The organism is Rheinheimera aquimaris (assembly GCF_020531985.1).
GTDB lineage: Bacteria > Pseudomonadota > Gammaproteobacteria > Enterobacterales > Alteromonadaceae > Alishewanella > Alishewanella aquimaris.
Window position 1 is genome coordinate 136,299 of sequence record NZ_JAJAVQ010000003.1, and the last position, 13,629, is coordinate 149,927.

A 13,629-nucleotide genomic window follows, 5' to 3' on the forward strand; every position below is an offset into this window, starting at 1 on the left:
CAATCTTACAATAGCTGCGAACACTACCGCTTATCGGAGAGCGCATGAAAATTGCGATTTTATCGCGCAATGCAGAGTTGTATTCCACCAAACGTCTGGTCGAAGCTGCCACAGAGCGTGGCCACCAGATACAGGTGATAGACCCGCTTACCTGCTATATCAATGTTAACCGGATAAAGTCCTCTATTCACCATAAAGGTGAAGCATTAGAAGGCTTTGACGCCGTGATCCCGCGAATTGGTGCTTCTATTACATTTTACGGCACCGCCGTACTGCGTCAGTTTGAGATGATGGGCGTATACAGCCTGAATGAGTCTGTTGCGATAAGCCGGGCACGCGATAAACTGCGTAGCCTGCAATTGCTGGCCCGTCAGGGCATTGGCTTGCCGGTAACAGGCTTTGCTGACAAGCCCGGTGATATCCCGGATCTCATTGAAATGGTGGGTGGCGCACCTTTAGTGATCAAGCTGCTCGAAGGTACCCAGGGAATAGGTGTGGTGCTGGCGGAAACCCGCACTGCAGCAGAGAGTGTGATAGAAGCCTTTATGGGGTTAAATGCCAATATTCTGGTGCAGGAATATATTCGTGAGGCGAATGGCGCAGATATCCGCTGCTTTGTCATTGGCAACAAAGTCGTCGCAGCAATGAAACGCCAGGCTAAGGCCGGTGAGTTTCGCTCCAATCTGCATCGCGGTGGCACTGCCTCATCAGTGCGGCTGACCAAAGACGAGCGCAGCACAGCTATCCGGGCCGCCAAAACCATGGGGCTGAATGTCGCCGGTGTTGACTTACTGCGTTCAAACCATGGCCCGGTCGTAATGGAAGTAAACAGCTCGCCCGGGCTTGAAGGCATTGAAGCAGCAACAGACAAAGATATTGCCGATTTAACTATCGCTTTTCTTGAGCAAAAAGTAGCGCTGCACAAAAGCAAGCGCAAGTTAAATACCAAAGGAACCGGCTAATGCAGGCAGGCAACAGAGCACCTTTTACACTGGCAGACAGTAGCATTCCTCCCGGCAGCAGGGCGCTGGTGGATATCCCCTTTGGTAAGTTATATACCCATACCGAACTGAACATTGGTGCCCATGTCATTCACGGTCGTAAAGATGGCCCGGTGCTACTTATCACCGCAGCGCTGCACGGCGATGAAATTAACGGTGTTGAAATATGCCGCCGTTTGCTGAAACTGCCCCGTTTAAGCCAGCTTAAAGGCACATTGATAGTGGTGCCGATTGTTAATACTTACGGCTTTGTGCAGCAATCGCGCTATCTGCCGGATCGACGGGATTTAAACCGCAGCTTCCCCGGCAGCGAAAAAGGTTCACTCGGTAGCCGTATGGCCTATCAGTTTACCGAGCAGGTGCTGCGTAACTGCACCCATGCCATCGATTTACACACCGGTGCTATCCACCGTGCCAACCTGCCTCAGGTCAGAGCCAGCGCCAAGGATAAAACCGCCCTGCGCATGGCAGAAGTGTTTAACGCCCCTATTATAATCAAGGCCGCCAGCCGCGATGGCACCATGCGCGGTACAGCCAACACACTCGGCATCCCTATCCTGCTTTACGAAGCCGGTGAGGCGCTGCGTTTTGACGAGCAGGCCATTAATGTGGGTGTACGCGGTATTTTAAATGTGATGACAGACTTGGGTATGCTGCGTGCGATGCGTAAACGCCCTACAACCAAGTCGTTGTTCTCGAAAAAAAGCAGCTGGGTAAGGGCTGAGCACGATGGTATTGCCCGCTATTACGTCAGCCTTGGTCAGACAGTAAAACCCGGCGATATACTGGCACATATCTACTCACCCTATTCTGATTTTGAAGTGGCAGTGCACGCCAGCTTTGCCGGTATCGTGATAGGCCGCAATAACCTGCCGCTGGTAAATGAAGGTGAAGCGCTGTTTCACGTCGCAGAAGTCAGCTCGCTGGATGAAGCGGAGAAGACACTGGACGCGATAAATGATGAAGTGGATAACGCTATGCCACCGGTGTTGGGCGAGGAATATGGTGTAGTCTGAACCAGGCCTTGTGTCAGTCTTTTTGCATGACTACATCGTAGTCTTTTAAAGCGGGTAGTCTTTGTTGTAACTGCTGTTCAACCTCGTCAAGCTCTTGCATACGCTGACAAAACAGTGCAGATTTTTCTTCCAGCTCTACCGCTTTGGCATCCAACCCCAGGTTGATTTTATCAACCAGATGGCCGACGGATTGCCACTCCTGATTATCACTGCGTTCAAAATTACTGTCAGAGTGCCTAAGTGCGTCGCGCAGCGCCCCCCACACCGCGCCAACCGTATGCCTGGCAAGGCTATCGAGCTGCGGTTTTAACTCGCCATGTAAAAAGTAGTCCAGCTCATTGAGGCTTTGCGGCGCCAGGTAAAAGTGTTCATTAGTACGGACAAAGCGGGACATCCATTGAAAGGTGGTTTCGCGCACCAGCTCGCGCCATTCAGCCTGCTGCGATTTACTGCCAATACCGGTAAACATCGCCTCAATACTGGAAAGCCCCAGCTCAACGCCATCCACCGCAATACTGACAATTTCCGGCACAAACTTGCGCAGGTCGCGGCTATATTGCTGCAACAGCACGACATCCTCAGCCGTAAGGCTGATTAACTCACCACGGATGAACAATTGCTGATCGTTGTTAATCTGCACATGGGTGCGGTTATTCTGCAAAATACGGATATGATCCGGCGCAATCAGAATACCGTGTGCAAATGCCATCTCACACTCGGCCGCGGACAGCAGCGAGCCGTGGCATAACATTAGCAGTAGAAAATAATAGCGTTTCACTTCGCCAGCTCCGGCCTGAACACGTAAGAAGCTTAAGTCACCGATGGGCGAAAAGCAGCCCCTTGCGCCGCAGCACAGTGGTCGCCCATCGCGAACAGCATCAGATAAAGGGTTCTATTGCAGGGCTGCCATCTACCAGCATAATTTTCGAGGGCCCATACTCGCGTCGGCTGCGGACAATATCCTTACCAAAATGTACTTCAACAGCCGAAAACAATTGCTGGCGTACAATGATATGCGCCTGCTCCAACTTCTCCCGCCGCTGCACTTCAAGTTGCTTAACATCCTCTATCAGTGCCAGTGCAACATCCCGGTGCTCTTCAAATTCCTGATGCAACTCTTGTTTGCGCACTTCTATCTGATTATTGCCTTCTATTTTCTTCAGCTTCTCTAGCTGCTCTTTGATATCCTGCATGTCTTTTTTCGCCGCAGCGATACTGGTACGTAAAATCTCCTGCTTTTCTGCAATAGGATCTACCAACCGATTAAGCTCAATCAGAATATTGCTACTGGAAGGCGCGCCTAAATTACCGGTAAAAATACCGTAATCCAGGTAGAAATAACCGCCAATGATCTTACCGTTAGGGTTGTCCTCTGGCCCGCCATAAACCTTGGCTGCGGCAACAGCACAGTGCATCATTTGTTTATTAACATACAAATTGCCGTCACAACTTAATCTGGCGTACTGCGCGATATTGCACTGAATATCGCCTTTTGCTTTTAGCTCGGTACTGTATTCACTGTCTTTTTCAGCAGTTGCTATCTGATGACCGATAATAGAGCCACCCACGGTGATATCACCACCGGCTTCTATCAGGGTGCCTTCAACAAAGCCTTTTACAAACACATTGCCACCGGCAATGACTTTCATCCCCTCAGTAACGTCGCCACTGACCACAACTGAGCCCTTGAAAATAATATGGCCGGTGGCTAAATCTACATTTTTAACCGTGAAGACTTCATCTACGGTCGCGCCATTTTCGACAACCCTTGGCAAGCCATCACGTGCAGCCAGCAGCAGATCACCGTCGGTCGCGGATAACTCACTGCCCTCAGCCATTTGCCATTCAATAACCTGGCCTGGTGTCGCCGGAATTGGGCTGCCGTTAATTAACATGCCATCCACACCGGCAGTAGGCGGATGACGCCGCATCAGCGTTTCTCCAGCTCTGACAGCGGGTATCACACCAAAATCACGCAGGTCAGCTTTTTCATCAGATTGCAGTAACGGTTTATTGCGCCGGCTTTGCATTTCAGGGATCAGCGGTTCAAAGCGTGAGTTTTGCCCATGCACCACTGCACGACCGCGGGCGATGACCAGTTTGACTTTACTGCCCGGTTCAGCCTTACTGGCATGACTAACCAGCTTGATAATATGATCTTTGCTAAAGCCAAATACGACACCGGCGTCCTGTGCTGCCTTAACCAGCGCATTGGCCGAAATCGGCGCCCCGCCCCAGGCAGCGGTAATAATCGCGGCCGCTGACATCTGGTCTTCACTGATTTCAAACGAGAGTTCCGCATCACGTTTTTCGGCGATACGGTAAGTCAGCGGTACGCCGGGAGCTTGCAGTTTTTCCTTAATTTTCTGCTGAATTTGCTGATATTCCACCAGCAGATTGGTAATTTGATCCTGAATGATCAGACATCTGCCATAGCCGGCAGCTTGTAACTGTGAATTGACGTCGTGCGCACTGAGCGCATCCAGTGTTACAGGCACGGTTATTTTTATACTGTTGTTGTGCTCGGTAAATTGCATAGGTTTAACACTTCTGGTTACTACAAGAAGAAAGCTATGCTAATGAAGCAAATAACTGCAGCAAAGGCAAGCCCTGATTGTTATACAGGGCCTTTTTAAGCGAAATATTAAATATAATTTTCCTGGTGGATACGAATAAACAAATCCGTACCTTTCTTACTGTAATCTACTTTGTACTCTTTATTGTTAATCGCCTGAATAAACAGTAGCGTTTTGACTTCACCAAAAACATCCGAACTGGAGATATCAACCACCTCCATATAACGATCTTTTGCCTCAGCACGATTGGCCGGTACCGACTCAGTAAATATTTTTACACCGTGGCGGGTAACAATAACATTCGGATCGTCGTCGTCATTCACAACAACCAAATCAAGCTTTTTATTTTTATGGATCAATGTATTACGGCCACTGACCAAAAACGGTTTTTCGTAATTATTCATTCACTACCCTGCGTAACATGTGATGTTGCCAGTATTATGATACAGTCAGTCCGGAGTGTCTAGGTGACTGTATTCTGTATCAATTGTAGTCTGGCCTGATTAATTTGCAGACACAATTGCTGAGTCTCGCCGGGCGTAAGACTAACCGGAACAAAGACATCAAACCCAGTCTGAGCAGCTAACTGCTTCATTCGACTGGCAAACGCGGCTTTAATACCATTGTAACGCTGTGTCGCTGTCGCAAAACTACCACTTTCTGTTAATAGTTCGCTGGCACATTGGCCAGATACGCAACCCTGACGTACCGCTTCGATATGCAATGCCCTTTGCTCAGTCATAATACGAACAGCAAGCCGAAGCGGCAACTGCTGCAGAAAACTGTCGTAGTCAGTTACTTTAAAGCCAATATAGCCCAGTGGCTGACCATTGTATTGCGGCACACCGCTATATAAAAAACTGCCCCAGGTTAGCATCCAGCAGCCATGCCGGTGTTGGTAGCGCACCCCTTGCTCATCATATTGCAGAAAAAACTGCGGCTCTGCCAGTTTCGCCCAGCCGGAAAACATCCCCAACCCTGCACCGACTAATCCAAGTGCATGCCATAGTTGTAGCTGTTCCGCCCAACTTAGGCTGATGAGTAATATTATGGCGACCGCAGCGCTACACAGCAGCACTGCTGCTCCACCCCGGCTTGCAGCCCCTTGCACATTTACTGGCGACATAAGATTTATACTCATTAATCCACCTTAACCTATGATGGCAGCTTTTAATCACAGGTTCCCGGATTTTAGCAATAACTGTTCCCATTTTATCAGCCAGTACCTACAGTTGAATCGACCAACGCCGCCTCGATTGCGATAACAGGAAATCTAAACGGGTATTTCTTCCATACAATAAAGCGGACTTAAAACTTAAAATATATGCTGTTACTCAGGGGTTATTGTGGCAAAACTACATTCAAAATTAATTTGGGTGATACTTATCGCTCTGCTGGTATTCGTAGCCTACTTGTATTGGATGCCAAACCAGCATAACGGCGCAACTCGCGGCGCAGCTGCCGTAGCCGTAAAAACAGCGAAAGCTGAAACCAAAGCCATGATCCGCAGCATTAGCTCTTTGGGCACCGGTATTGCAAATAATTCCATTACGCTGGTCTCACCTACCAGCGATTTTATAACCGAGCTGAATGTAAGCGAAGGTAAAAAAGTTAAAAAAGATGAAGTCATCGCCCGCTTACATGATGTAGAAGAGCGCGCGCGCGTGACGGAGCTGGAAGGCGTGTTAACAGAGCAGAAACGTCAGTTAGAGCGGCTGAAAAACTTAGCAAATACTCAAGCCACAGCGCAATCACTGCTGGATGAGCAACAAACCAAGGTAAACACCACGCTGGCGCAATTAGATATCGCTAAAGCGCAGCTGGCAGAGATGACTATCAAGGCACCTTTTGAAGGCTATCTGGGCTTACGTCAGGTCAGTCAGGGCGCTTATATCAATAGCGGTACTGTTATCACCACCCTTGATGATCTGCATAAGCTGCGTGTCGCATTCAGTGTGGCCGAACACTACCTTGCAGAAATTAAAGTGGGTATGCCATTAACGGTGACAAACGCTGCTTATGGCGATATCAATTTTATCGGCACCGTCAGTGCAGTTGACACCCGCTTAGATCCGGTGACTCGCACCGTTACCGTGCACGGCATGCTGGAAAACAATGATCTGCGCTTACGCCCGGGTATGCTGCTGAATGTGAAACTGGAGCTGGATAACCGCATGGCGATGCAGATATCAGAAAAAGCCCTGGTACCGCAGCAACAAAAGCAGTTTGTTTACACTGTAGATGAAAACGACATTGTACATCAGACCGAAGTGACCATCGGCCAGCGTATTCCGGGATGGGTCGAAATACTCAGCGGCCTGAAAGAAGGCGATGAAGTGGTTGTCGAAGGTATTCAGAAACTGCGCTCTGGCATCACCATTAACCGTGTCGGAGGCTGACTATGTGGTTGTCTGATACCTCGGTAAAACGACCGGTTTTCGCCACGGTAATAAACCTGCTGCTGATAGTCTTCGGTATTGTGTGTTTTAGCATGCTACCACTGAGGGAATATCCTGATATCGATACACCTATCGTTAGCATCAGCACCAATTACCCTGGTGCATCTGCTGAAATTGTTGAGTCGAAAATCACCCAGTTGCTGGAAGATCGTATCAGTGGCGTTGAAGGCATTAAGAATATCAACTCAGTGTCACGCAATGGCCGCTCGAACATTTCAATAGAATTTAATGTAGAACGCGATATCGACTCTGCCGCCAATGACGTGCGGGACCGCGTATCACGCGCGCTGAATAACCTGCCCGATCAGGCCGACCCGCCGGAAGTCTCCAAAGCCAGCGATGATGAAGACACCATTGCATGGTTTGTGCTTAACAGTGAAACCATGACCTCACTGGAGCTGACAGATTACGCTGATCGCTATATCGTTGAACGTTTCTCAGTGGTAGACGGTGTCGCCCGCCTGCAATTGGGTGGCTCACGTGATTATGCGATGCGGATTTGGCTGGACCGCGATGCGATGGCATCACGTGGCGTGACGGTGCAGGATATCGAAAATGTGCTGCGGGCAGAAAACGTTGAACTGCCAGCCGGTAACATTAAATCGACTGAGCGTGATTTTACCGTGCGTGTCGTACGCACTTACAAAACGCAGCAGGATTTTCGCCGCCTGGTGATTAAACGCGGCGACAACAACTATCTGGTGCGTTTAGGCGAAGTTGCCGACGTATTATTGACCGCAGAAAACGAAGAAAGTGAGTTTCGCGGCGACGGTAAAAACCTGCTGGGTATTGGTATTATTAAGCAGTCTAAAGCCAATACGCTGGAAGTAGTACGCGCGGCCCGGGCAGAGATGGAGCGGATCAAAGAGACGTTACCACAAGGCACCACTATCGAGCCGGGTTACGATTCTTCGCTGTTTATCGCCGAGTCAATAAAGGAAGTGTACAACACGCTCGCCATCGCCATGGTGCTTGTGGTCGTTGTAATCTTCTTATTCCTTGGCAATATCAGAGCAACCTTTATCCCTGCGGTAACTGTGCCAGTGGCGCTGGTTTCCGCCGTCACCGTGTTGTTTGCGCTGGACTTCTCAGTCAACCTGCTGACATTGCTGGCGATGGTGCTGGCCATTGGCCTGGTAGTGGATGACTCCATCGTCGTGCTGGAGAACATATACCGCCGTATTGAGCTTGGCGAACATCCGTTGGTGGCGTCATACCGTGGCGCACGCGAGGTAGGTTTTGCCGTTATCGCCACCACACTGGTGCTTATTTCGGTGTTTGTGCCGCTGGTGTTTATGCAGGGGCAGCTGGGTAAGCTGTTTACTGAGTTTGCGCTGGCCATTGCAGCGGCTGTAGCCTTTTCCAGTGTGACTGCACTGACATTGTCACCAATGCTGTGCAGCAAACTACTGACGCATCAGAAACGTGAAAGCAAGCTGGGCCTGTGGCTGCATGCAGCCTTTCACAAGCTGGAAAACGCCTACCGCCGTCAACTGGAAGTCGTCTGTGCTACCCGTTGGCCGGTGATGATCGTGGTTGCCTTATGTTTTATTGCCAGCTACATGCTGGTGCGGCTGCTGCCAAGCGAGCTGGCTCCACCGGAAGACCGTGGTACCTTCTTTGTTATGATGAGCCCGGCCGAAGGCGCCAGCTACACCAGCAACAGCCGCAATATGCGCTTAATTGAAGATGTGCTGATGCCCTACTACCAAAAAGGCGAGTTTAACCGTCTGCTGGTAAGGGTCCCCGGCTGGGGTAATAGTGGCGGTGTAGCGATTGTCGGCACCGAAAACTGGCACAACGGTAAGCGCCGCACGCAGGAGCTGATGGGCGAAGTTGGCCAGAAGCTGAATGAAATACCTGATGTGCGCGCTTTCACTTTTATGCGTAGTGGCCTTGGCGGCGGCGGTGGCGGTGGCCGCCCTATTCAGTTCGTATTGCAGGGCAACACTTATGAAGAACTGGCGCGCTGGCGCGATATAGTGCTGGAAAAAGCAGCCGAAAACCCGAATATTCTGATGTTGGATCACGACTACAAAGAGACAGTACCGCAGGTATTAGTAGAAATTAATACCGAACGTGCCGGTGATTTGGGTATCTCTGTTGGCGCCATTGGCCGCTCGCTGGAAGCCATGTTGGGCGGACGCCGGGTAACAACCTTCCTTGATCGTGGTAAAGAGTATGACGTTATTATTGAAGGTAAAGATGATGATTTCACTGCGCCCGGCAGCATCACTAATGTGTATTTGCGCTCTGAAACCTCCGGTGAGCTGATCCCGCTGGATAACCTGGTAACGCTGCGCGAAGAAGCTACATCATCCAGCCTGAACCGCTATAACCGGATGCGCAGCATTACGCTAACGGCTAGTATGGCACCAGGCTACAGCCTGGGTGAAGCGCTGGAATATCTGGAAAACGTTGTTGAAACCGAGATCCATGATACCGTTGGCATCGATTACAAAGGCGAATCATTGCTGTATCAGGAAAGCGGCCGTTCAACACTAATGGTGTTTGTACTGGCACTGCTTATCACTTATCTGGTATTGGCGGCACAATTTGAAAGCTTTATTCACCCGCTGGTGATCCTGGTCACTGTGCCACTTGGGTTGGTCGGTGCGCTGTCAGGCCTTTACTTCAGTGGTATGACGCTGAATATATACAGTCAGATTGGCCTGGTCATGTTGATAGGTCTGGTTGCCAAAAACGGTATTCTGATTGTTGAGTTTGCTAACCAGCTGCGTGACGCCGGTGTAGAATTTACCACCGCAATACAGCAAGCTGCCACGCAGCGTCTGCGTCCTATTGTGATGACAGCCTTTACCACTGCGATGAGCAGCATACCGCTGATTGTTGCCAGCGGCCCGGGTTCTGAAAGCCGGATGGTAATTGGTATGGTTATTTTCTCAGGTGTCGCGTTGGCCACGCTGATGACCATTTATGTGGTACCGGTAACTTACATGGTGATAGCCCGCAACACCGGCTCACCGAAGCGACTGGAGCAGAAGCTGCATAAACTGGAAAATGAAGCGCCTGATGAACATGCCGCCGACGAGGTGCATCCCTCTTAGCCAATAACAAGGCGCCGGTCGGCGCCTTGTTTATTTCCGCAATCCAGAAACTGGATGCAACCGTAAAACTAGCGTAAAGTCAAAACTCAGGGAAGAAGGAGAAAAGCAATGGCGTTACAAACCGCAACCTTTGGAGCGGGCTGTTTCTGGTGCCTTGAAGCAGCTATGAACCAATTAAATGGTGTAATAAGCGCACTCAGTGGTTATATGGGCGGTAGTGCTGAAACTGCCAACTATCGCCGTGTTTGTGACGGCGACACCGGCCACGCAGAAGTGGTGCAGGTTGAATACGATGATACCGCTATCAGTTATGAGCAACTCTGCCTGATTTTCTTTAGTTTGCACGACCCGACTCAGCTTAACCGCCAGGGCAATGACATTGGCACCCAGTATCGCTCAGCGATTTTCTTTCACAATGACAAGCAGCAACATATCGCCAATAACATCATTGCTGAACTTAAAGCAGAAAATGTATTTAGCGGCAGTATTGTCACTGAAGTATCGCCTGTAACCGCATTTTATATCGCTGAAGAGTACCATCAGGGCTACTTTCTCAAGCATCCGGAACAGGGCTATTGTCAGGTCATAGTCGCACCGAAAATGATGAAGTTTCGCCAGCACTATCAGGCATTGTTAAAATCATGAACGGTGTCAGGGCGCTGTTGTGCCTGTTAAGCCTGACGATAACAGCAGCACAGGCAAATACTACAACCGGGCTAAACTTCTGCTACGAAGATAAACAGTTGCTGCCCTACTATGCCGGTGACGGTGAGCAGATAGCATCACCACCCGGTGTAACAATAGAGCATTTGCAAGCTGCAGCGAAGCTTACCCGGATACAACTGATGTTACAGCGTAAGCCCTGGCTACGCTGCCTGCAGTTACTGGAACAAAATAAGGTGGATGCACTGGTAGCAACCTACGCTGAATCACGCCGCAGCTTTGCTGTCTATCCGTTGACCAGCAACGACGAGCCTGACAACAGGCTAGCACTGAGCCAGCATTCAACGTGCCTTGTACAGCGTCACAATGACAATGTTATGCAACGCTCAGGCGCTGGCATCATTATCGCCAGGCCACTGGGCTATGCTACGCCTGATTATCCGGTTGGGGTCAGTATTGTACCGGTGCAGTCGCAGCAGCAGGCTTTTGATTTAGTAAAACAAGGCCGTGTTGACGCCACCACGACGCTGTGTGAAGTGAACCAGTTACCGGCGCCGACAGGCTTTACAGAGGGTTTAGAAGTAGTCTACCCGCCGCTTTATCAAACTACCGGTTATCTGGTGTTTAGTAAGGCTTTTTATCTGCAGCATCAGAAGCTGGCGACAAGTCTGTGGCAGGCTTTGCAGCAAACGCAAGAGCCACAGCGTTATTATCAGTACCTGCAGACTGAAGCTACACTGCAACAAACAGAAAAGCCACGCTGATCTCAGCATGGCGTTTAACAACACAATTAACGCGGGCTGTAACTCAGGCTGATACCAAAGTTAGTCCCTGCCGTAGCATAGCTATCGCTGGTGTAATAATCTTTATCAAACAGATTATCGACCTTGGCTCGAACTGTAAGTGCTGTGTTTACCATGTAACTTACGCCAAAACCCCAGACAGTATGGGCGGGTGCCAGCGGCAAATCTGCTCCTGTTGCCCAGTCCATGCCCTGATAGGTAGTGCTTTGGTAATCAGCAGTCACGAATGCAGACCACTTATCTGCATCATAGCTTCCGCGCCAGTTAATACTATTTTCCGGTCTGCGGGCAAGCATTTTACCAGTACTGGCATTCTCAGTATCCAGCCAGGTATAAGCAAAAGTGCTACTAAATTGCTGCCACTGTTGCTCCACACTGAACTCAATACCTTCGATTGTCGCGAGCAATACGTTTTCGGCCTGCTCTACCCCCTGAATAAGATTGGTCACATCGCGGTCAAACCAAGCCAATTGCACCACCAAACCCGCATTGCGATAGCTAACTGCAATCTCATCAGACTCTGACTCTTCTGGCTTTAAATCCGGATTGGCGTAGCCTGGATAATACAGGTCGTTAAATGTAGGGGCTTTAAATGCGGTGCCACGGCTGGCACGCACCAGCCAATGCTCTGCAAGCTGATAGGCTGCGGCTAACTGCCAGGTATTCTGACCACCATACTGGTTAATCAGGTCCCGACGTACCGCAGCTTCCAGTTGCAGTGCATTCAGTTGGTAATTAACGCCGGTAAAAACTGCCCGGTTGATTCTGCTGGTTTGCTCGTAAGCGGTTAAAGATTTATCTACTTGCTCGTGGTACCAATTCATACCAGCCAGAAAGCTGAGGCTATCAGTAAGATCGCTTGCTGCCTGATAACTGAACTCATCTCTACCGGTAACAAACGGGCTGCGTGAGCCTGGGCCAAATGTCGCTTCACTGTCGAGGGTACGACTGAGTAATGCCTGGTGTTGCCACTGCCCTAACTGATGCTGCCATCCCAACAAATAAGCCCGGTTCAGGGTATCAGCTTCGTCCTCTACACCATAACTGGTATCAAACTGGTAAAAGCCACTGTTGACGTCGGCCTGGGCGCTGAACTGGCCGACTGTCGTTTGATAATCAGCTGCAAGCTTAATGTACTTCTGATTGTAGCCATCTTTGTCCGCGTCTAAATCTTTGCGTACATTAAAACCATCTGCCCGGCTAACACCTGCACTGGCATGCAAAGTTAACTGTTCCGCACTGTGGCTGACATTAATGTCGGTTCCGGCCTGACCATAGCTTCCGACATTGGCATTGAGTTCCACTGCTTTGCTGCGCCGGGTTGTAATAGCAATAACACCCGCCAGAGCGTCAGAACCATATAATGCTGCGCGAGGACCACGAACTACCTCAATACGCTCAATCAGTTCCAGCGGTAACATTGACAGTGATTTATATCCCAAAGTAGCAGAGCCACTGCGCACACCATCAATCAGTACCAAACTGTGGCCGGTATTGCCTCCCCTGATGTAAATGCCTGCGGTTTGCCCACGGCCACCATCACGTGACAGGTTAATACCCGGCAACTGCGCGAGCAAAGCAGGCAAATCGCTGGCCTGACGTGCGACGATGTCATCCCGCTCCAGCACAGTGATACTGGCCAGCACTTCTTGTTGCGGCGTTGCGGTACGATTGGCATAAATACTGATATGTTCAACAGAATCATCTGCTGCAACCGAGCAGCAGGACGCGACCAGAACGGCCGCAAAAGCAGGTTTAAACATGTAAGCTCCGAAAACGTGCCCACCGCACATTTATTCAAGTTGTAGGAATTTTTCGGGCCGGTCTCCGGGCTGACAACCTGCTTTCGCCTGCACCCGCCTTCCCATCCTGTGACAGTGGCCTTGAGTACAGCTCAGTTGTTTACCGTTGCGGGGGCAGCTCTGGATTTGCACCAGATTCCCGTTTAACTGCAGTGATTCTGCAGCACCAGAAAAAGCGGCTCCATTTGGAGCCGCGTGCAGTTTACGCCATCAATGAAAAATGTCAATAGATGGCTGGATG

General features: G+C 50.0%; 11 protein-coding genes and 1 riboswitch. Of the genes, 6 read left to right on the forward strand and 5 right to left on the reverse strand.

Going from position 1 to position 13,629, the window contains the following annotated elements; all coding sequences use genetic code 11:
• Nucleotides 1-44: 44 nt before the first annotated feature.
• Both rimK and LHL18_RS09720 read left to right on the forward strand, forming a co-directional pair.
• Complete coding sequence (rimK, locus tag LHL18_RS09715) at nucleotides 45-962, forward strand: 30S ribosomal protein S6--L-glutamate ligase (protein ID WP_134056108.1); 918 nt, start codon at nucleotides 45-47, stop codon at nucleotides 960-962.
• Entirely contained in the window at nucleotides 962-2,017 is a 1,056-nt protein-coding gene (locus LHL18_RS09720) for a succinylglutamate desuccinylase/aspartoacylase family protein (protein ID WP_226766942.1), read from the forward strand. The genes rimK and LHL18_RS09720 overlap by 1 nt, the downstream gene beginning before the upstream one ends.
• 13 nt (nucleotides 2,018-2,030) lie before the next feature.
• On the opposite strand, the gene LHL18_RS09725 is transcribed toward LHL18_RS09720, so the two are convergent.
• From LHL18_RS09725 to LHL18_RS09740, 4 genes are all read right to left on the reverse strand, one after another.
• Entirely contained in the window at nucleotides 2,031-2,795 is a 765-nt protein-coding gene (locus tag LHL18_RS09725; RefSeq protein ID WP_226766944.1) for a DUF2884 family protein, read from the reverse strand.
• Between the two features lie 100 nt (nucleotides 2,796-2,895).
• On the reverse strand, nucleotides 2,896-4,554 hold the full coding sequence (locus LHL18_RS09730) for a FapA family protein (RefSeq protein ID WP_134056113.1): 1,659 nt from the start codon (nucleotides 4,552-4,554) through the stop codon (nucleotides 2,896-2,898).
• Between the two features lie 107 nt (nucleotides 4,555-4,661).
• Nucleotides 4,662-4,997, reverse strand: a complete 336-nt coding sequence (locus LHL18_RS09735; protein WP_134056116.1) for a hypothetical protein — start codon at nucleotides 4,995-4,997, stop codon at nucleotides 4,662-4,664.
• Between the two features lie 59 nt (nucleotides 4,998-5,056).
• Nucleotides 5,057-5,734 carry a DUF2982 domain-containing protein gene (locus LHL18_RS09740; RefSeq protein WP_226766946.1) on the reverse strand — a complete coding sequence of 226 codons (678 nt, stop codon included), beginning with the start codon at nucleotides 5,732-5,734 and terminating at the stop codon, nucleotides 5,057-5,059.
• Nucleotides 5,735-5,939: 205 nt separating this feature from the next.
• On the opposite strand from LHL18_RS09740, the gene LHL18_RS09745 reads away from it, so the two are divergent.
• From LHL18_RS09745 to LHL18_RS09760, 4 genes are all read left to right on the forward strand, one after another.
• A complete protein-coding gene (locus tag LHL18_RS09745) occupies nucleotides 5,940-6,992 on the forward strand; it encodes an efflux RND transporter periplasmic adaptor subunit (protein WP_134056120.1) in 1,053 nt (350 codons plus the stop codon).
• A 2-nt stretch (nucleotides 6,993-6,994) separates the two neighbouring features.
• Complete coding sequence (locus tag LHL18_RS09750) at nucleotides 6,995-10,120, forward strand: efflux RND transporter permease subunit (protein WP_226766948.1); 3,126 nt, start codon at nucleotides 6,995-6,997, stop codon at nucleotides 10,118-10,120.
• A gap of 108 nt (nucleotides 10,121-10,228) precedes the next feature.
• A complete protein-coding gene (gene msrA, locus LHL18_RS09755) occupies nucleotides 10,229-10,765 on the forward strand; it encodes a peptide-methionine (S)-S-oxide reductase MsrA (RefSeq protein ID WP_226766950.1) in 537 nt (178 codons plus the stop codon).
• The gene (locus tag LHL18_RS09760) at nucleotides 10,696-11,547 is read left to right on the forward strand and encodes a substrate-binding periplasmic protein (RefSeq protein WP_226766952.1); all 852 of its coding nucleotides are present in this window, start codon (nucleotides 10,696-10,698) and stop codon (nucleotides 11,545-11,547) included. The genes msrA and LHL18_RS09760 overlap by 70 nt, the downstream gene beginning before the upstream one ends.
• Before the next feature lie 26 nt (nucleotides 11,548-11,573).
• Here the strand turns inward: LHL18_RS09760 and LHL18_RS09765 are convergent, their stop codons facing one another.
• Nucleotides 11,574-13,349 (reverse strand): TonB-dependent receptor domain-containing protein, encoded by a 1,776-nt coding sequence (locus LHL18_RS09765; RefSeq protein ID WP_226766953.1) that lies wholly within the window; start codon nucleotides 13,347-13,349, stop codon nucleotides 11,574-11,576.
• Between the two features lie 38 nt (nucleotides 13,350-13,387).
• Nucleotides 13,388-13,574: riboswitch (cobalamin riboswitch) on the reverse strand.
• Nucleotides 13,575-13,629: the final 55 nt, after the last annotated feature.